This window comes from Youhaiella tibetensis, from assembly GCF_008000755.1.
Taxonomy (GTDB): Bacteria; Pseudomonadota; Alphaproteobacteria; order Rhizobiales; family Devosiaceae; genus Paradevosia; species Paradevosia tibetensis.
On record NZ_CP041690.1, the window covers coordinates 843,034 to 861,983 of the forward strand.

The window sequence follows — 18,950 nt, forward strand, 5'->3', positions numbered from 1 at the left end:
ACGAACTTTCTCTACACGGGGCAGGATCGCAAGGCTAGAAATTCCGGCAAGAAATACTGGCGCGACCACCTGCGCCACCAAGAGGAGAACAGCATGTCATTCAAGGTTGCCATCATCGGCGCCGGTTCGGTGGGTTTTACCAAGACCCTGATTTCGGACCTGCTCAAGGTTCCTGAATTCGCCGGCGTCGAGTTCGCGTTGACCGACATCAATGCCCATAACCTGGACATGATCCGCCAGATCATCGAGAAGATCGTGGCGGTCAACAACCTGCCGGCCAAGGTCACGGCCACCACCGATCGCCGGGAGGCGATTTCGGGCGCGCGCTACATCATGAGCTGTGTGCGCGTCGGCGGGCTCGAGGCCTTCGCCACCGACGTCAATATCCCGCTCAAATACGGTGTCGACCAGTGCGTGGGCGACACCATCTGCGCGGGCGGCATCCTCTACGGCCAGCGCAACATCCCGGTCATCCTCGATTTCTGCAAGGACATCCGCGAGGTCGCCGAACCGGGGGCGCTGTTCCTCAACTACGCCAACCCCATGGCAATGAACACCTGGGCTGCGCTCGAGTATGGCGGGGTCAATACCGTAGGCCTCTGCCACGGGGTGCAGCATGGCGCCCATCAGATCGCGCAAGTCCTGGGCGTCACCGATGACGAGCTGGATTATGTCTGCTCGGGCATCAACCACCAGACCTGGTACATCGATATCCGCGCCAAGGGCCGCAAGATCGAGAAGGACGAACTGATCGAGGCCTTCGAGAAGCACCCGGTCTATTCCCGCCAGGAGAAGGTACGCATCGACGTGCTCAAGCGCTTCGGCGTCTACTCCACCGAGTCGAACGGTCACCTTTCCGAATACCTGCCCTGGTACCGCAAGCGCCCCGAGGAGATCGGCCGCTGGATCGACATGAGTGACTGGATCCACGGCGAGACCGGCGGCTACCTGCGCTACTCCACCGAGCGCCGCAACTGGTTCGAGACCGACTTCCCGAAATTCCTCGAGGAGGCCGCCAAGCCGCTCAGCCAGCACAAGCGCACCAGTGAACACGCCAGCCACATCATCGAGGCCATCGAGACCGGCCGCGTCTATCGCGGGCACTTCAACGTGCGCAACAATGGCGTCATCACCAATCTGCCGGCAGATGCGATCATCGAAAGCCCCGGTTTCGTCGATCGCTTCGGCATCAACATGATCGAAGGCCAGACCTTGCCGATGGCGTGCGCCGCGACCTGCTCGGTTTCGATCTCGGTGCAGCGCATGTCGGTCGAGGCCGCCATGAAGGGCGATCTCGATCTGCTCAAGCTTGCCGTGCTGCACGATCCGCTGGTCGGCGCCATCTGCACGCCCGACGAAGTCTGGCAGATGGTCGACGAGATGGTCGTCGCCCAGGCCCAATGGCTGCCCCAATACGCAGACGCCATTCCGGGCGCCAAGGAGCGGCTGGCCAAGGGAACGGTCAAGACGCGCGACTGGGAAGGCGCCGCACGCAAGCGGGTACGCTCAGTCGAAGAACTGCGTGAGATCACCGGCGGTCACCACTGACCCGGTGACAAGAGCGGGAAGCGTTTCCTCCCTGGCGCTTCCCGTCCTCTTCTTGGGGACCGCCTAGCGGCCTCCTTCCATCTTGCGGAAGCGCTGGCTTACGCCACGCTCGCCATAGGGATAGTCCGACATCTGCGGCATGCTGATCCGGGTGAGCTTATCGGTCTCTTCGGCACTCAGCTTCACCTTGCTCGCGCCCAGATTGTCGGCGAGCTGCTCGCGCGTCCGTGCGCCGAGGATCACCGAAGTGACCGCGGGTCGTGCTTCCACCCAGGCCAGCGCCACCTGTGCCGCGCTCGCGCCGCGATCCTTGGCGATCTCAGCCACCGCGTCGATGATCTGCCAGGTGCGCTCCTGGGCATTGCGCGGCCCGAACGATTCCATGCCCCGGTTCGGGTTTTCGCCCAGGCGCGTCGCCCCGCTCGGCATCACGTCGCGCTGGTACTTGCCCGCCAGCCAGCCGCCGCCCAGCGGCGACCAAGGCAGCAGCCCCATTCCGGCATCGAGGCAAGCCGGCACGATTTCATGTTCGATGTCGCGCACCAGCAGGTTGTACTGCGGCTGCAGTGTCACCGGCGCGCTCCAGTGATTGGCCTTGGCCACGTGCACTGCCTTGGTGACCTGCCAGCCCAGGTAGTTTGAGAACCCGTAATAGGCGATCTTGCCCGCGCTCACCGCGTCATCGAGAAAGCGCAGCGTTTCCTCGATCGGGGTCAGGGCGTCCCAGGCATGCATCTGGTAGAGGTCGATCTGCTCGACCCCAGCCGCCGCAGCGAGTCTTCGAGTGCGCGGTTGAGATGCTTGCGCGATAGCCCGATGTCGTTCGGACCCGCCCCCATCGGAAAGCGCCCCTTGGTTGCCAGCACCACCTGACTGGCCGCCTCCGGGCGCGCCTTGAGCCACCGCCCGACGATCTCTTCGGAAACGCCCAGGCTATAGACGTTGGCGGTGTCGATGAAATTGCCGCCCGCCTCGACATAATCGTCCAGGATGAGGTGCGAGGTGGTTTCGTCGGCCTCCGCGCCGAACGTCATGGTTCCAAGGCAGTAGGACGTGACGATCGTGCCGCTGTTGCCAAGCTTGCGGTATTCCATGGAAATCTCCCTCATGCCCCATGGCGCCTTTCGGGCGGTGGGAACTTTGTCTTGGATTGTCGGGTTGGCGATGGGTGGGAGCAAGCGCTCGGCTCGCTTCATCTGGTATACTAGATCGTCCGGTGCCGATGGGTCAACGCCGCGCTACTTGCCGATCCCCTCATCGCTGCGCTACCACCGGCGCGACGATGCACTATGAGTTTTGAGGGGACTGCATGAGCGCGTTTGCCAATTATCCCAGCCTCGCGGGCCGGCCTGTCGTGATTTCCGGCGGTGCCTCCGGCATCGGTGCCTCGCTTGTCCGCGAGTTCGCCGCGCAGGGCGCCAGGGTGGGCTTTGTCGATATCGCCCGCGATCAGGGTGAGGCACTGGCCGCCGAACTTTCCGCCGCCGGCGCCCGGGTGAGCTTTGCCCATTGCGACGTCACCGATATCCCGGACTACCAGGCGGCCATTGCCGGCTTTGCCGAGGTGCATGGCGACGCGCTCGTGCTCGTCAACAACGCCGCCCACGACCAGCGCCACGAATGGATGGAGATGACGCCCGAATATTGGGACAATCGCATCGCGGTCAACCTCAAGCACGCCTTCTTCGCCATCCAGGCGGTAGCGCCGGGCATGATCAGGGCAGGGGGCGGTTCCATCATCAATTTCGGCTCGATCAGCTGGATGATCATGAGCCCCAAGATTCCGGTCTACGAGACCGCCAAGGCTGCTGCGCATGGCATGAGCCGCGCTATGGCGCGCGAGCTGGGTAAGCACAATATCCGCGTCAACACTCTGGTTCCTGGCTGGGTGATGACCGAACGCCAATTGACCCATTGGGTCGATGACGCGGCCAACCGCCAGATCGATGAGAATCAGGCCCTTGCCGGGCGCGTCCAGAGCGAGGATCTGGCACGCATGGCGCTCTTCCTGGGCGCCGACGACAGCCGCATGATCTCCGCCCAAGATTTCATTGTCGACGGGGGCTGGGCCCACGGCTAAAACGCCGCCTTTCGACACTGTGCTGCCGCATTCAGTGTTAAGAACGGGCCACCAATTTGGGGACGAAATGTTGATGAAGTCGAAGATTCTCGTAGCGGGCATCGCCGCCCTGGCGCTGAGCGCCTGCACCACCACCAATCCCTATACCGGCCAGACCCAGGTTTCCAACACCGCCGGCGGTGCGCTGATCGGCGCGGGCGGCGGCGCGGTGGCTGGTGCCATCATCGGCGCAGCCACCGGTGGCGATCCGCGCGTTGGCGCCCTGATCGGCGCTGGCGCGGGCGGGCTCGCCGGCGCGGCGATCGGCTCCTACATGGACCAGCAGGAAGCCGAGTTGCGCGCGCAACTGCAGGGCACCGGCGTCTCGGTGACGCGCGTGGGCAACCAGATCATCCTCAACATGCCGTCCAACGTCACCTTCGATGTGGACAAGTCCACCATCCGTCCCGAGTTCAACCAGACGCTGGTCTCGGTGGCCCTGGTGCTCCAGAAGTTCAACAAGACCACCGTCGACGTCTACGGCTACACCGACTCCACGGGCGACGATAACTACAACCTCAATCTCTCGAACCGCCGCGCCATCGCCGTGGCCACCGTGCTTTCCAACCAAGGCGTGAGCCAGCAGCGCTTCCATATCGAAGGGCGCGGCGAGGCCGACCCGATCGCGTCCAATGCCACCGAGAACGGCCGCGCGCAGAACCGCCGCGTCGAAATCCAGCTTTCGCCGGTGGCGAACGGCTGACCGAGATTTCCTGGAGGAAGTTTTAGCCCGCGGAACCGGCCGGTTTCGCGGGCTTTCCCTTAGCCGGTCATAGAGCGTGAGATGGCCTGGAGCAGGCCGAGAACGGCGATCAGGCCGCCGAGGGCGAAAATGCCCCAGCCGAACCAGGCCGACGGCGAAGTGGCCTCTACGGCCTCCTCGATCTCTTCTTCGATTTCAGGAGCCTGCGACTCGGGCAGTTCGACGACATCGCCTTCTTCGTCGACGAGGAAATCCACGCGCTCCACGCCTGGCTCGATCACCGGCTTTGCCGCAGCCTTGCGCGTGGCAGGCTTGCGGGGTGTTGCGGGTTTGGGTGCGGGCGCCTTGGCCAAGATAGTCCTCCAGCGATGTTTGCTCGCGCCATAGTGCAGCCGATCAGGCCGGGCTTCAAGCCTAGCCGGGCTGGCTGGACACCAGTTGCATCACGATGAGCAGCAGCCCCACGATAGCCACGCCGAGGATCACGTAAATCCACGAATTAATGGGCGCCGCAGCGTCGGTCATGAGGTCCGCCTCGGGGTCGAACTGGTCGGCGTCTTCGGCGTCCAGGCGCACCCGCGCCGAAGCGGGGCTGTCGGCACGTGCTTTTCCATCCATCAGCCCGCCGCCTTGTGGTTGGGCCGGATGAATGGCGCGCCTTCGACGTCCGAGATCGCCTCGTCGATGTCCTCGCAGGCAAACCCGTAGTCTTCGCTGTCGACAATCCCCGTCGCCACCGCCCGCAGGTCTGTGAGCAGTTCGAGCTTTTCACCGCGTGAGAGGTGCGGATGGTGCGCGATCTGCATCGGGGTGAAGCGATCGAGGTCGCGCGGCCCCAATCGAGAGAAATCGAAAGCCATTCGTCCCCTCCGAACTCGTGGTCCCGAAGGCACTAAATGCGCGAAGGCTGGTGGAAGTTCCGTTTTGGCGGGCGGACTAGACCACGACGACCGGCGTTCCGGTGGGTACGCGCTGGTAAAGGTCGATCACGTCCTGGTTGATCAGCCGCACGCAACCGCTCGAAACCGCCATCCCGATGCTGCGCGGATCGCTCGTCCCGTGCAGGCGATAAAGCGTGTCGCGCCCGTCCTGGTAGATGTACATCGCCCTTGCACCGAGCGGATTTTCTAGGCTCGGCGGCATGCCGTTGCGATACGGCTCGATCTCGGGCTGGCGCGCGATCATCTCTGCGGGTGGCGTCCATGTCGGCCACTTCTTCTTGGCGGCGATCTCGGCCCGACCCGACCAGGCAAAGCCCTCGCGCCCGATGCCGACCCCGTAGCGCATCGCCGTACCATCGTCGCCCACGAGGTAAAGATAGCGCTGCGCGGTGTTGACCACGATGGTCCCCGGGCGCTCCCCGGTTGGGTCGGGAACCACCGTGCGCCAGTAATTGGGGTTCATGGCCCGCAGATCGACCGCCGGCACCGGAAACTGCTCGTCCGGGCGAGGCCCGTACATCTGCAGATAGTAGTCCGATATCGTCGGTTCGATCGGCTGCTGGGCGGTGGTGGCGCAGCCTGCCAGGGACAGACCGGCTAGCCCCGCCGAGCCAATCAGGAAGCTGCGGCGGGAAAGTGTGGTGCTTGAATTCATCGTGTTACTCGGTGCTACGCCGGATCGGGGAGAGGCCTGTACAACCCGGCTTGCGGGCCTTTGGTTCCGAAAAGCACATAAGCCCGGAATGGTTAACGCCCGGAAACGGTCCTGATCACATTTGAGTCAGGCCGGCAATGCGTCCTGCGCACCCCGGCTCAAATTAGACGAGTCCCACGATCTCTTCGGCCGTCGTGCCGCTCGCCAGCACTTTGGCCACCCGTATCGGCAGCAACGTGCCTCCGGGCACGCCTGCCAGAAGCGCGTTGGCCCCCGAGACGAACTCCACGCTCACGTCTCCATCCACCCCGACATAAAGAGCCCGCGTGATCTCGGGCAGGGCAGTGGCATCGTCGGGCGTAACCGAAAAACCATGCGCGGCCGGCCCTTCGAGGTTTTCCGCCCGGTTCCTGTAGCGACCTGGCATCTCTTGCTCCTTTCCTGGTTCAGGAGCGCCAGTGTGCGCCCTAACGCGCGGAGGGGGATAACTCGCGCGTCGTATAGACCGAGGCGCGATATCCTTTCGCTACGCCCGGCTCGGGGTGGAGGTTGAGCACGCCCACCAGCGCCGATCGGCCATCGCGCGAATTCTCGAGCGCCGCCAGCGCCTGCACAGCGGCCGCGCGCGGGGTCGAGCGGTAACGCATGACGAAGGCCACCACATCGGCAAACGGGGCGAGGTAGAGGCCGTCCACCACCGTCCCCATCGGTGGGCTATCCAGGATTACCAGCTCGAAACTGCGCTTCGCCGCCGCGATGAGCCTGGCGAACGCCGGGCCGGCGATCAGGTCGTCCGTGGCCTTGTGTGCCCCCAGGCCCCCCACGGCCAGGTGCGCCCCACTGATATCGTCGGGAATGAGCATGGCCTTGAGCCGGCTGGGCTCGGAAGGCCCGGTCAGATATTCGAAGAGGCCACAACAGGGCTCGAGCCCGAGATGCTTGTGGAGTGACGGATTGCGCAGGTCGCAATCGATCACGAGGCTCGAGTGTCCGGCCAGCGCGTAGGAGCGGGCAAGGGCCAGGGCCAGCGTGGTCTTGCCTTCGCCGGGCGTGGCCGAGGCCATCATCACCACCGTGCCGGCATGGTCGAGCCCCTCGCGATGTCGCGCCTGGTCGATGCTGACGCGCAGCCGCCTCACCGCTTCGGGGAATTCAGCCAATGGGGCGCGGGTCAACTGGTCGGCAGGGCTCAGGCACCATTCTCCGTCCACGCCGCGCTGCAGCTTCTGGCGCGGCACGCTCAGGATCGGCTTGACGCCGAGTGTGCGCACAGCCTCCTGCTCGTCCACGAACCCGGTGGTGGTGCGCTCCCTGACCAGTGCCACCAGCAGCCCCAGCACGGTGGCGAACCCGGCTGCCAGGGCAAGGGCGAGGTTCGACCTGGGCGCGGCGGCGTAGAGCGGTGCGGTCGCCTCGACCACGATGCGGGTCGAGGGGACCTGCAGGAACGCCTCGGTCTCCACCTGCTTGAGCCGCCCGAGCAGCATCTGGTATTGCGCCTGTGCCGCCTGGGCTTCCTGGCGAGCCTCGTAGCCCGGCTCGGCCGTGGCATCGAGAATGCCCTGGGTGCGATCGACGGCTACGCCGGCGGCGATGACCCGGTCGCGCAGCGCTGCCTGTTCGGCCAGGATGTCGTCGACCTTGCCCTCCACCTCGATGCGCAGGAAGGCGTTGGCCACGCCGTTGGCGAGCCGGGCCGCCATCAGGGGATCGCCGGCGCTGGCCCGCACCGAGATGAGATAGGTCTGCCCGCGCCGCTGCGCCTTGATGCGTTCGCCCAGCCAGCGGATCGCCTGATGTTCGCGCTCCATCGCCGTGGCGCCCGGCATGCCGACCGCAAGCCCGAGATCGCGAACCACGGCCTGGAGCGTCCGCTCCGAGCCGATCAGTTCCACCGCGCTTTCGAGCCGCGCCGTATCGTTGAGCGGGGCGCTCCCGCGGCTTTCGCCGGGGAGGATGGTCCTGACCGTAGGGTCCGAGAACAGCCATGTCGTGGCCGTGAACGAGGCCGGCATGAGTGTCAGGGCCAGCGCGGCGGCGGCCACGATCCCCACCCAGATCAGCGCGATCATGCGCCACTGGCGCCGGATCAGCCCCTCGAAACTGTCAAATCCCCAGGCGTCTTCCTGCATGACTGCGTCCCTCGCCCAAAGCCATAGGCAAGACCAACGCGGCCACGTTGCAAATTGGGATAAATTACGGGTTCATGAAGCTCTGCTGGGCGTCGCGCATCTGCCGCTGCATCTGCTGGAGCTTCATGTCCATCTCGATGCGCGCCATGGCGGCATCGGTCTGCGCCTGGATCTGCTGGCGCAGGGCAAGCTGCCCGGCCAGTTCCTGCTGCAGGCACAGCGACCGCTGCGTGCCGTTGTTGACGTAATCGGACGAACTCCCGTCCGGCGCCGTCGGACACGCGGCCTGCGCCGCCCCTGTGGCCAGAAGGCCGATGACGCCGGCAACAATAATCGCTCGCATTTGGCTCTCCCGACTGGTGTTCCACCTCAAGGTGGTCACTCGCGCACCGCGCTGCAAGTCACAATTGGAGCACTGCCACGCTATAGGCGTTCCATCATGCCGGATCATGCGGGGGAGGGGAGAAATGGTGCTGCCGGACAGGATTGAACGCCGTCCACACCGCCTGAAACCCTGGTTTTCCGGGCTTCTTCGATAACGTTTTGTAGCTACATTTTGTAGCGCTCGCAATGGGCCCACGGTGGCAGAATTTTGCTGAGACCTCTCTTAGTCGGCGCTTGTTGATTTCGCTTCGCACGCCTCGAACCCGTTTACCGTGATAGCCCACAACTTCCTCGTGGGGCTTCTAAATAGAAAGTAGGAGTGCTCTAATTCCAGTCTGAAACGGTGCTGCACTGTGGGGGGCTTATGGCAGACAATGTGGCGGCAGGCGATGGACTGCCCGAAGACGAAATCGACGTTACGCCTACCCGAGCATTGTTCGTCGACATGCTAACTCGCGATATCCAGTTAACACGAGCGGTAATCGATCTCGTCGACAACTGCATCGATGGTGCTAGACGGCTGCGTCCCGGCACTGACGATAGCTTGGAGGGACTCTTCGTTGACCTCACGCTCAACGGCGATCAGTTCATAATCCACGACAATTGCGGCGGTATTCCAATCGACACTGCGCGGCACTACGCGTTTCGCTTCGGAAGACCAAAGGGGCACGAAGCAACTCCCAACTCCGTCGGCCAATTTGGTGTGGGGATGAAGCGTGCACTGTTCAAGTTCGGGCACAAATTCGAGGTTGTTTCGACGACTACGTCTGAGCACTTCGAGCTGCGGGTAGATGTAGACAAATGGGTCGAAGAAACCGGAGCTTGGCGCTTTCAGTTCGATAGCAACGATACGGGGCTGAACAACCCTATCGAAAAGACTGGCACGACAATTACGGTAAAACCACTGCGTGCCAACGTGGCCTCCCAGTTCGCTCTGGAATATTTCCAGAACTCTCTTGCCCGAGAAATACAGGCGGCACAGCAGCAATACATCGACCGCAAAATGCGCATAAGCTTCAACGGCAAAGGGCTGATTGCTACCGCATGGCGACTCGCCTCCGGAGGAGGAATTGAACCCCTTTACATCGACGATGTTGTTCCGACCCCGGGCGGAAACGTACATCGCCGGATCTTTGCTGGTGTAGCGGAATCTAGCCCACAGGCCGCTGGCTGGTACGTATTCTGCAATGGACGGATGATCTTAGAAGCTGATCAGTCGCCGGCCACTGGTTGGCAAACATCTGGCGACGAAGGCGTGACGATTCCCAAGTATCATGGGCAGTATGCTCGCTTCCGGGGATATGTATTCCTTGACGCTGCCGACGCATCGTTACTCCCGTGGAACACCACCAAAACCGGCGTCGATTCAGACTCTGCTATTTGGCGGAATACCTTCACTCAAATGCAGCTTGCGACCCGGCCGGTCATCGACTTTCTCAACCGACTGGATTCTGAGAATGACAACGAGGAAGAGGGCGAGCGCTACCTAACTGCGGCTTTGAGACAAGCTCCTCCGAAGTCAATAAGGGCAGTCGCCAAGCGAGAGACTTTTACTTGGCCCCAATTGCCGCCACGACCGAAGGCGCCACCCGTTTCAGTAGTTCAGTTTCGTAGACCGAAGGATAAAGTAGACGCGCTTAGGAAAGAACTCGACGTCAGTTCCAACAAGCAACTGGGCGAAGTTCTTTTCGACGCTGCTTATAGCAAGCACCTGGGGGAATAAGGTGCCAGCTAGCTATCGCGAGATCGACTACCGCATCCGTCCGGGAAAGTATGTCGAGAGGATGATGATGATAGAGGCTTTTCGGCGTCTGCGGTTTGCGAGCGTCGAGAGCTACCAATATGTTGGACTTGGCAGCGTGTACTTTAGCGACTTTATGTTGGTACACAGGGCGCTTGGCATTCACAAGCTTGTCAGCATCGAACGCGCCGTGCACGACAAGAATCGTTTCCTAGGCAACATACCGTTTTCGTCGGTTGAAATGCTCTGGGGCGACACAGCAACAGAACTGGCTAAGGTCGACCTATCGTTAAGATCAATCGTCTGGTTAGACTATGACGGTAGACTAAGCGCGTCTATGTTGAACGATATAACCAGCGTGGCGTCGCGTGCGACGAGTGGTTCAGTTCTTGCCGTAACAGTACAGTGCAAATTTGACCGGGTCGCGGGTGAACATGGCGAAGACGCGTCAGTTCAGACACTTGTAGATGCATTAGGTGCTGACCGAATTCCCTACAATCTCAAGACCGAAGACATAGAAGGCCAAGGAACTGGTCGTCTATTTCGAAAGGTTATCGTGGAGGAGGTGGATCGCGCACTAAGCGCGAGGAATGCAATTCTTCACAAGACCCACCAGTTTCAAGCTCGCCAAGTTTTCAACTTCCGCTACGAAGATGGCGTCCCAATGATGACCGTGGCAGTCGTGATCTTTGATGCTGGGCAGCGTGGCTTGCTCGACCTATGTGCATTCGAGGCCTTGGACTTTGTCAGGAATGGAGAGGAAGAGTTTAAGATAGCGATACCTAAGTTGACTCCTAGGGAAATTAAGCTCTTAGAGGCGCAGATGCCTAACGATGACCCCAGCAAGATTGTATTGGGTCCAATACCGCCCAAAGACGCGGCGCAATATACAAAGCTGTATCGCTTCTTCCCCAATATTGCTTTCGTGGAATCGTAACCCTCCTGCTAGTCACCCGTGACCTCCGATTAGTGGAGGGTTTGGGCCGCTTGCGGATTGTGCCCTAATGGAGAACGCTGTTCATCCCGCCTTACGCTCGGGACTTTTATTCCGTCACTACCTTGTGCGTCTACCTCACCTAGCCTTTTAGGGTCTTGGCGCATGCCGTCATAATATTTTGCTGTTGGACTGCATGTTTTCATGCTCGATCCGATTAGGTCGCGCCGGACACTGACACTGGACGCCAAGCTCCCCGGTCTAGAATTTGGGGTCGGTCGCTTAACATGAGCAATCTACGTTGCGGCGGCGCAAATTCCCCCCTAGGGGGCTGCCGAAATGCTGAACCGCTTCCGCGCGGCTGCATTGTACCACCTAACGAGACTGCGTCCATAAATGTCAGGCACAACGAACGTTGACATTAGACAAATGGCTTGACTAGAATCGTCCTCGCCGACCAAGAGGAACTACGCCTATGCGCCAGTACGTCATCTACACCCGAGTGAGTACGAAGGATCAGGGACGTAGTGGGCTAGGTTTGGAGGCCCAACAGCGGGACATTAAGCTGTTCTTAAATAACTACTCTGAGGTGCCTTGGGAGATCGTTGGAGAGTATCAAGATGTGCAATCAGGCGGGGACGATGACCGCCCGCAGCTTCGAACTGCCCTAGAGCAATGTCGTCGGGTTGGGGCGGAGTTACTTGTGGCCAAGTTAGATCGTCTCAGCCGCAAAGTTTCCTTCATCGCCCAGCTCATGGACGACCCCAAGCTAAGGCTTCGAGTTGCCACCATGCCTCAAGCCGACAAGTTTCAGCTTCATATCTATGCCGCTTTGGCGGAACAGGAGCGTGACTTCATATCAGCCCGCACCAAGGCCGCCCTAAAGGCCGCTAAGGCCCGTGGGAAAGCATTGGGCGGGCTTCGTGATGCGACGATGAAACGTAACGTCGCTATCCAGCACAAGGCTGCTCTGGAGGCTGCGAGGCTCCTACAAGTCATTGCGCCTATGCGCGATGCCGGGAAGACATTGGCCTCGATAGCGGATGCCCTGGACAACATGCAGATTGCGACCTCAAGAGGCGGCAAATGGACTGCGAAGCAGGTCTCCAGAGTTATCGGCAGGGGTGGGCCAGCCATCCCCCCATCTCTTAGCCCTCGCGCCCCTGATGATAAATCCTGAAAACGCGCTGGCACGACAGCCTGCTAATTCTCGGATCGTGGTGGCTGTACCGCTATGGAGCCACCACCTGCAGAAAGTGACTCTATAGCGCTATTCAGCTGGTATTGCGAAAGTCTCGGACGACCGTCGTCTCTGAGCAATAGGAATGGCAATCCCAAAATGGGAGGAGGCTTGGCCCATGTCAAAACTTAACCAAGCTTCGTCACCTAGCTTGATCGCACCGGACGGGCGTGTTGGGGACATTCCCAGTGCCCGTAGAACCTCTGACGCCACTGCACGCGCAAGCGGAGGTGGGACAGAGTTCCCAACCTGTCTAGCGCCGTGCCATTTGGTTTTGTGCATCCTGAACCAATCGGGGTAGCCGTGAAGCCTCATCATTTCCCGGACAGTAACGCATCGATTGAACGCATAATGGATAGGTCGGGGCGATGTAAAAGCTCCGCGGGCGCTGTCGGTTCCAGCCCTAAGCGTGTTGCTTACACCGAGTGCGTCGAGTTTGAAGAAGCGACTAACCGGCTCTACACTGCCTCCGCTTGCGGCAGCAAACCGTGCCCGAGATTCTGCGGTGTGTTCAGTCCTGAGACTCGAAGTCAGCGCACCAGGTGTCCACTCGCGCGTGTACCCATAGTGCCACGCCTCGTTCGAAAGAGCACGAAGCTCCTCAGCGTAGCTGCTGGGGGTGCCGTATGGCGCTCGGCTGATATGGTCAGTTTCCTGAAGCTCCGGAAATAGTTCCGCGTCGGGTAGATCCCCCAGCGCCTCATGGCAGTTGACGGCCTTGCTAGTGCCCGCATCCGGATATGACACGCCCGGTTGATCTGACCGGCTAGCCAAAAGAAATAGTCGCTCGCGGCTTTGTGGGACGCCGAAGTGCTTGGCGTTCAAAACCTTCCAAGGCAGCGTTACGCTGTAGCCGTTGGCGCGAAATTCTTGGATAAGTTCTTCAAGCAGCCTCTTGTGCTGACCTACGGTCAGTCCCTTCACGTTTTCAAAGACTGCGTGCTTAGCGCCTAGCTCTACCACTATCCGGACGAACTCTTTGACCAATCGGTTTCGGGGATCGTCAAGCTGTCTCTGGCCGATGAGGCTGAAGCCCTGACAAGGTGCGCCGCCAAAAACTACATCAACGTCCGCATCGCCGATGTTTGCTTGCTGACGTATTTCCTGACCGGACAGGCCAATGACCGATCTTGCCAGCGTGGCTGTCTCGGGAAAATTGAACTGGTGGGTCGAGGCGTGAATAGGGTCGATCTCGACAGCGGCGACTACGTCAAAACCGGCCTGTTCAAAGCCCAGCGACATGCCTCCGGCGCCAGCAAATAGATCGATAGCAATAGGGCGCATGGATGTACCATTAGGTTAGTGCGTAGTGAAGCTACCGCGTATCAGAAGGAAAGTCGATCGAATTTCTAAGCGACGGCAAAAGTGTCAGCTCGAATTCCTTAGACTTGACCTCACATTCCCAGATCACGAGCACGTGCCAGCCAAGCGCCTGTAGCGCTTCTCGGGCTCTTGCATCTCGAATCACATTCGCTTCTCGTTTGGGGCCCCAATAGTCCAACTTGGATTTAGGTGCACGGCCCTTCGGACAATCGTGAGCATGCCAGAAGCAGCCGTTGACGAAGATCGCAAGACGAAACTTGGGCAAGACGATGTCAGGACGCCCGGGCAAATCCTTCCGGTGGAGCCTAAAGCGATATCCCTCCCTGTGCAAAATCTGCCGCACCAGAAGCTCGGGACCGGTGTCTTTCGTCTTCACCGCCTTCATAATGGCGGTTCGCTGAGCCGGACTCCGGGTATCCATCGAGCAACTAGATTCCAACGAGTTTAGGTCGAAGCAAATAGAGAGCGTCACGGAAGACTTTGAGACGGGGCGGGACTTCGTCACCACGCTTGATCATCTCAAACTCTACGACATAAATGCCCTCACCGCGCACAGCTGCTAGCGCCAGAGGAACGACGTAATCTGCCTTTTGGTTCTTCAGGGCAGCCTCCGCTTGCCAGCCCACCTGCTCGACCACGATCCTTTGATTATGCTGCTTGGCCTCGACCGTGACGTGCGCGAACCCACTCGGCCGCGCGGCCCCCTGATCGTACTGCAGGAGATACAGAGCGTCGATCTGCGTTTTCCGGAGCTTCAAGTCCATTTGAAGGTGAGTAACCGACAGAGCGGGCAGTTGAGACTTTTCAGCAGTCGAGAAGTGCGTCTCGACCACTCGAAGGTTCACCGCAGACTGGAGCAGCCACGGCTCATCGTTGCGCCCTAACTCCTTCGTCCAAAGAGGAATACTAAGAGTTTGAACGATGAACCTGGGCGTATCCTCAGTTGGCCCGTAGTCAATCTGGAGGTTATCAGGCCATTCCTCGGTGATCCGGACAAACTCGAAGACCTTGCCGTCGCCTGTCCGCTGCTCTCCGGTCCAACCCTTATCGCGTAGCGAAGCAGGCCAGAGCCGGTAGGCTGCTTTCTTGCGAACAATATCTTTGAAGAAATTATTGGGATTACCAACCTTGATTTTCAGAGGAATGAGTTTTCCCAACTCGACCCTCGCTGTTCTCAGGTCTTCATCTATAATGATGGTTTTCTTGAGAGAATTGGTTTCCTCGATCCACAGATCATCGAAGATATGCTTAATTAGAAGAGCCTTTTCGCCCTCGTCCCAGGTCTCGGCATCCTCTTTCATTGCTTCGTTCAAATCGAGCTCAGTCAATACGAGGTCGTCAATATCTTCGTCGTCTTGCTGCACCGTGTACCCCCTAGAATCGCTACCGCAAGTTTAACCTGGAGAGGTGCCTTGACCTAAGTGTCTTTGGGTGTCGCCGTTCGTGCATTGAACGAACCAGTTGGTCAGGGGGGCCCCAAAGACAAAAGTGAATCTCGATCATGGACGAGGGTGTTGGACAGCGGATGCTATCGACCACACTTGAAGCCTTGAGGAAGGAAGGTTCTTGGACATCGCCTCATTGCTGGCATTTGGTTTGCGTCAGTGCCGCAGGGCGGAGGCGAAACGCGATGCTGTCACACATGCTGGCGACGATTGCCCGGAAAATTACGGGGATCGCCGCAGGCGGCAGGCTCACGGTGGCGAAAGAAAAGACGAAGGCGCATGTGCTGGCCGCTCCGCAAATCATAAAACGCCACAAGACCACCACCCGTGATCGCGGCCAGCCAAATCTGACCGCAATTGTTCGAGCCACAGGATGCTCAGAACGGTCATCTGGCAAGACAACCAAGCTCAACACTCCAAACTCTTGAATCTGATTGGAGTTTCGTTATGTCAGCGTAATCGGTGAAGGAGCGGCTAATGGAAAATGACATCGTCATCCTGAAGAGCGTTGGGCGATACTTTTCAAAGCAAGTCCCGCCAGTAGGAGTCTGGTTATGGAGCCTAATGTGGCACGACGACGAGCGCGGGCCGATGCACCTTGTTCGGAACGACGTCTCCGAAATGTTTGAAGCGAGGGGCCATAACATCGGGGCGGATATCTACGCCGTATTGATGGGGCTTAGAGAAGCAGAGTCTCTAGGGTTGGCTGTAGAAGTTCATACCGCGAATGAGCCGAACGCAAAGACAATTCCCGAGTGGTTCGATGCTTGGGAGAAGAACGGCTGGAAGGCCAAGTCAGGTAGGACACCTGAAAACTTGGATTGGTGGCGGGAGATTAAGGAGATCACCACGCGTATTCCGGTCACTTGGCACAAGCGGGAGAAGGGGCCTATCGATACCGTCAAGGAATATGAGCTCCTCCTCGACATGATTGAGGATCGAGATAACGAGTTTTGGATGCAAAGGGCGTTCGATAGAGACCCATGGAAGTGACCTCCCAGGGGCAAAAGTGCAGCCTTCCTGGCTGCCGTCGACTGACACAATCGTCTTCGGGTATCGGACACTCACAACGCTACTGCAAGCACCACGTTGAGTTTCACCGTAGGCATGGCTCGTACTGGTTCGCCAGCCTTTCCGCTCGTGAGCTTCAGCCGTTCCGCGCTTCTGCGACCCGCTGGTTAAGTGAGAATGCGGAGGACGTAAGGGTGCAAAAATCGCTTCAAGGCATCGCTTCCTACCTCACCGGAGCAGGCGAAGCGGCCAATGCGTACAGTTTGAGGGATAAGTCGGCGAAAGAGCGTGCTCTCATCGCATTTGCGCGGCTGAGAGATGCCTCAATTCCTCCTGAACGCATTTTGCAACGGGTGATTGCGGTTTCGGCTTGCTGCGATGCAAAGGGGATCGACCAGAGGCAGAGAGAGTATCGTCAGGTCCAGTATGCAAAGGCGGTGCATCGCCTTGCCAGCGGCACCCACAAGACAACGTCAGGGTTCCCAATGCCTTCCAAGTATCCTCGATCTGAGGGGCAGGTGCTTCGCCACATGGGTGCCTGGTTGGAGGACATTGAAAGCCTTGCCCTCAACGGTCGTGATATCGGCAATCATTCGCAAACGAGATCGGGTCCGTGAGCACATATTGGCTACATCCCGCTAGTTTGAGCCGTTATTGGTCATCACCGAAAAAGTCCCGCTATACCCCTCCTAGTAGCCTCCCCCTGGTAGCTGCATGGGGGTAGGTGACTTTGATGTATGGGGAGAAGAGGAGGACGATCATCCCCGGTCCCTCAACGTCCATATGGACGCCTGGGCGACGCTGGCCGATGGAGTCATGTCGCAGTTGCGCGGAGAGATGGTGGATGAGGTGCTCTGCCAAGTTGGAAGTCCCAACCGTAGGCCTAGGATCGACTTGCTGCGAAACGTTGAGGCAATGGTGTCCAGCATTGTCGCCAATCTTGTCCTCCTTCACCGCCTCCGACCGTCAGAAGCGCGGCTGGCCGTGCCACTGGCAAACACCAAAAAGACGAAGTACGACCGCAAAGGCTTCCAAAAGCTCTCGCCAACGATAGATGCATTGGCGTCTGCGGGCTTGATCGAAAAGTTCGCTCCGAAATTCAAGCAGACACGGACGACCATTAGGGCGGTGGATCGACTGCATGATGCCGTTATGGCAGCTGACGTGAAACTGTCGGACGTTGTTCGAGCTGGCGGACAGCAGAACCTTGTCCTCACGGCTCGCCCTCCGAGACGGTACTCATATGGCATCCGGGTAGCAAACTCCCGAGTTGACTACTTAGAGACGGCAGAAACGCGATTGCTACGAGCTGAGATCGACGAACTAAACGCGTTCCTCTCGTCTCAGGCGATTACGCTGAAGGGAGAGCCGTCGTCGGCGTTCAACCTCTGGCGCAACTTCACCATCCGCTCGACGGCAGACCCGGAGGCTTTTCGCCTGCACGGCAGATTGTACGGGGGCTTCTGGATGATCCTCCCGGAGGCTGAGAGGCAGCACCTCAAGATAAACGGTGAGCCTGTTGCCGATCTCGACTTCAGCGCAATGTTCCCGAGCTTGGCGTACATCCGGGCCGGACATCCTCCGCCGGATGGTGACCCCTACGCAATTCGTGGTCTCGAAACACATCGTGCCGCAGCCAAGGCCGCCATGTCCGCCCTGCTTTCCAGCGGGCCCTTACGCAGTCTGCCTCCTCGCGTTCGCGATGAGCTGCCAGCAGGCTGGACGCTTGCTAAGTTGAGGAAGGCAGTAATTGAACTACACCCCGTCCTCGCTAGCTCGTTAGAGCAAGACCTGTCGCTTGAATTCATGTTCACCGAGAGCTGCATCCTAATGACCGCTCTGTTGGACCTGATGCGGCGAGGGGTACCGGCTTTGCCAATGCATGACGGGATGATGGTGCCAGCTGCAAATGTCGAGATTGCCAGCGTCGTTATGAGACGGGCCTCTCTTGAGGTCTGTGGGCAGACGCTTGGCGTTACGCAGAAGACCTTGCTGCCATGATGGTCGCTAGTCTTCCACGGGTTCGCCCGGATTGTCGGTGAACCGGGGGGCATAAATCTCTTCCGGTGTTTTCCAAGACCGGAAAAAATCAAGTGGGTCTGTTGTGCCGACAAACTTCTTTGCCAGGTCCAATCTGCCTTCCATCTCCTCTCGCTCGACGGCTGACAGCTGCCCGATTGTTTGCGATAGCTCGTCGAAGAAGCTGACGATGGCCCTGCGTTTAGCCCAAAGCTCTATCACCTCGGCGAGTCGACTGTTGCTTTCCAAAAAGGACTGCTTGATCCGCTCGCGGTCCTCGTTGCGCTTGCGCCGGTCTTCTGCCGCATTCCATTCCTGGCGCCGAATTTCGGCCTGTCGTTCTGCTTCTGCAACAAGCTCCCGAATGTCGGGAAGAGCGCGATAAATCTCCTTGGCGATTGCCGACAACATGGTCCCTAAGGGTGCGGAGCCTCTCTCTTGCCAACTGGACTTCCATTTAACGCCCTCCGCGGAAGTTGCTACAATCCGGAGCCTATTGCTCGGTAGCGGCTTGGTAACCTGGTGATTGTACCGGCCACGATACATTCGGGCGTTGGCTTGAAATTCGGTCTCCCGGATGTAACCGCCGTCGACATATCGGAGCGGGACTTCTTCAGTCATCTCAACGACTACCAATGCAATTGGCGTGGTGTCGAAGTAGACAAGCGTAGGCCGTCGTGGAGACCACTTGGAGCCGTACTGATAGTCTGCCTGCCTGTCTTTGGTAACCACCTCCCGCTCGTCTATCTCGCTGT

The 18,950-nt window shown here is 59.4% G+C and carries 21 protein-coding genes and 1 pseudogene; 10 read left to right on the forward strand and 12 right to left on the reverse strand.

The features are described from left to right. The first annotated feature begins 93 nt into the window (after window positions 1-93). Window positions 94-1,548, forward strand: a complete 1,455-nt coding sequence (gene melA / locus FNA67_RS04095; protein ID WP_049703989.1) for an alpha-glucosidase/alpha-galactosidase — start codon at window positions 94-96, stop codon at window positions 1,546-1,548. Between the two features lie 63 nt (window positions 1,549-1,611). Here melA and FNA67_RS04100 read toward each other — a convergent pair. Then, a pseudogene (locus tag FNA67_RS04100) lies at window positions 1,612-2,642 on the reverse strand (aldo/keto reductase). Between the two features lie 215 nt (window positions 2,643-2,857). Here FNA67_RS04100 and FNA67_RS04105 point away from each other — a divergent pair. Together FNA67_RS04105 and FNA67_RS04110 are read left to right on the forward strand one after the other, a co-directional pair. After that, window positions 2,858-3,628, forward strand: a complete 771-nt coding sequence (locus FNA67_RS04105) for an SDR family NAD(P)-dependent oxidoreductase (protein WP_049703991.1) — start codon at window positions 2,858-2,860, stop codon at window positions 3,626-3,628. Window positions 3,629-3,701: 73 nt separating this feature from the next. Continuing rightward, window positions 3,702-4,370 (forward strand): OmpA family protein, encoded by a 669-nt coding sequence (locus FNA67_RS04110; protein WP_049703992.1) that lies wholly within the window; start codon window positions 3,702-3,704, stop codon window positions 4,368-4,370. Window positions 4,371-4,429: 59 nt separating this feature from the next. Here FNA67_RS04110 and FNA67_RS04115 read toward each other — a convergent pair whose 3' ends face one another. The 7 genes from FNA67_RS04115 to FNA67_RS04145 form a co-directional block, all read right to left on the reverse strand. Beyond that, window positions 4,430-4,723, reverse strand: a complete 294-nt coding sequence (locus FNA67_RS04115) for a hypothetical protein (protein WP_049703993.1) — start codon at window positions 4,721-4,723, stop codon at window positions 4,430-4,432. 61 nt (window positions 4,724-4,784) lie between these two features. Beyond that, window positions 4,785-4,988 carry a hypothetical protein gene (locus FNA67_RS04120; protein ID WP_147655166.1) on the reverse strand — a complete coding sequence of 68 codons (204 nt, stop codon included), beginning with the start codon at window positions 4,986-4,988 and terminating at the stop codon, window positions 4,785-4,787. Next, window positions 4,988-5,230: a hypothetical protein gene (locus FNA67_RS04125; protein ID WP_147655167.1), complete on the reverse strand. Its 243-nt coding sequence runs from the start codon at window positions 5,228-5,230 to the stop codon at window positions 4,988-4,990. The genes FNA67_RS04120 and FNA67_RS04125 overlap by 1 nt, the downstream gene beginning before the upstream one ends. Window positions 5,231-5,306: 76 nt before the next feature. Then, complete coding sequence (locus FNA67_RS04130; RefSeq protein ID WP_147655168.1) at window positions 5,307-5,966, reverse strand: L,D-transpeptidase; 660 nt, start codon at window positions 5,964-5,966, stop codon at window positions 5,307-5,309. 163 nt (window positions 5,967-6,129) lie between these two features. Further along, entirely contained in the window at window positions 6,130-6,393 is a 264-nt protein-coding gene (locus tag FNA67_RS04135; protein ID WP_147655169.1) for a spike base protein, RCAP_Rcc01079 family, read from the reverse strand. A 40-nt stretch (window positions 6,394-6,433) separates the two neighbouring features. Continuing rightward, window positions 6,434-8,098 carry a tyrosine-protein kinase domain-containing protein gene (locus FNA67_RS04140; protein WP_049703998.1) on the reverse strand — a complete coding sequence of 555 codons (1,665 nt, stop codon included), beginning with the start codon at window positions 8,096-8,098 and terminating at the stop codon, window positions 6,434-6,436. 64 nt (window positions 8,099-8,162) lie between these two features. Then, window positions 8,163-8,441 (reverse strand): hypothetical protein, encoded by a 279-nt coding sequence (locus tag FNA67_RS04145; protein ID WP_147655170.1) that lies wholly within the window; start codon window positions 8,439-8,441, stop codon window positions 8,163-8,165. A 405-nt stretch (window positions 8,442-8,846) separates the two neighbouring features. Here FNA67_RS04145 and FNA67_RS04150 point away from each other — a divergent pair, with 405 nt between their 5' ends. The 3 genes from FNA67_RS04150 to FNA67_RS04160 all read left to right on the forward strand — a co-directional run bounded on the left by FNA67_RS04150 (window position 8,847) and on the right by FNA67_RS04160 (window position 12,337). Continuing rightward, window positions 8,847-10,205 carry an ATP-binding protein gene (locus tag FNA67_RS04150; RefSeq protein ID WP_147655171.1) on the forward strand — a complete coding sequence of 453 codons (1,359 nt, stop codon included), beginning with the start codon at window positions 8,847-8,849 and terminating at the stop codon, window positions 10,203-10,205. A 1-nt stretch (window position 10,206) separates the two neighbouring features. Continuing rightward, complete coding sequence (locus FNA67_RS04155; RefSeq protein ID WP_147655172.1) at window positions 10,207-11,160, forward strand: O-methyltransferase; 954 nt, start codon at window positions 10,207-10,209, stop codon at window positions 11,158-11,160. Between the two features lie 472 nt (window positions 11,161-11,632). Next, window positions 11,633-12,337, forward strand: a complete 705-nt coding sequence (locus FNA67_RS04160; protein WP_147655173.1) for a recombinase family protein — start codon at window positions 11,633-11,635, stop codon at window positions 12,335-12,337. Between the two features lie 90 nt (window positions 12,338-12,427). Here the strand turns inward: FNA67_RS04160 and FNA67_RS04165 are convergent, their stop codons facing one another. Genes FNA67_RS04165 through FNA67_RS04175 form a run of 3 tightly spaced genes read right to left on the reverse strand, consistent with a single transcriptional unit; the run spans window position 12,428 to window position 15,084 of the window. Beyond that, window positions 12,428-13,681, reverse strand: coding sequence for a DNA cytosine methyltransferase (locus tag FNA67_RS04165; protein WP_147655174.1), 1,254 nt, complete (start codon window positions 13,679-13,681; stop codon window positions 12,428-12,430). A gap of 31 nt (window positions 13,682-13,712) precedes the next feature. Then, complete coding sequence (locus FNA67_RS04170; protein ID WP_147655175.1) at window positions 13,713-14,141, reverse strand: very short patch repair endonuclease; 429 nt, start codon at window positions 14,139-14,141, stop codon at window positions 13,713-13,715. 7 nt (window positions 14,142-14,148) lie between these two features. Further along, window positions 14,149-15,084 carry a hypothetical protein gene (locus FNA67_RS04175; protein ID WP_147655176.1) on the reverse strand — a complete coding sequence of 312 codons (936 nt, stop codon included), beginning with the start codon at window positions 15,082-15,084 and terminating at the stop codon, window positions 14,149-14,151. Between the two features lie 266 nt (window positions 15,085-15,350). Between FNA67_RS04175 and FNA67_RS04180 the strand changes: the two genes are divergently transcribed. From FNA67_RS04180 to FNA67_RS04195, 4 genes are all read left to right on the forward strand, one after another. Then, a complete protein-coding gene (locus FNA67_RS04180; protein ID WP_147655177.1) occupies window positions 15,351-15,593 on the forward strand; it encodes a hypothetical protein in 243 nt (80 codons plus the stop codon). Between the two features lie 49 nt (window positions 15,594-15,642). Then, window positions 15,643-16,158 carry a ribonuclease H family protein gene (locus tag FNA67_RS04185; protein WP_147655178.1) on the forward strand — a complete coding sequence of 172 codons (516 nt, stop codon included), beginning with the start codon at window positions 15,643-15,645 and terminating at the stop codon, window positions 16,156-16,158. Window positions 16,159-16,370: 212 nt separating this feature from the next. After that, window positions 16,371-16,793: a hypothetical protein gene (locus FNA67_RS04190; RefSeq protein WP_147655179.1), complete on the forward strand. Its 423-nt coding sequence runs from the start codon at window positions 16,371-16,373 to the stop codon at window positions 16,791-16,793. A gap of 97 nt (window positions 16,794-16,890) precedes the next feature. Continuing rightward, window positions 16,891-18,177 carry a hypothetical protein gene (locus FNA67_RS04195; RefSeq protein WP_147655180.1) on the forward strand — a complete coding sequence of 429 codons (1,287 nt, stop codon included), beginning with the start codon at window positions 16,891-16,893 and terminating at the stop codon, window positions 18,175-18,177. Between the two features lie 6 nt (window positions 18,178-18,183). Here FNA67_RS04195 and FNA67_RS04200 read toward each other — a convergent pair whose 3' ends face one another. Beyond that, on the reverse strand, window positions 18,184-18,603 hold the full coding sequence (locus tag FNA67_RS04200) for a hypothetical protein (RefSeq protein WP_170267203.1): 420 nt from the start codon (window positions 18,601-18,603) through the stop codon (window positions 18,184-18,186). Between the last annotated feature and the right edge of the window lie 347 nt (window positions 18,604-18,950).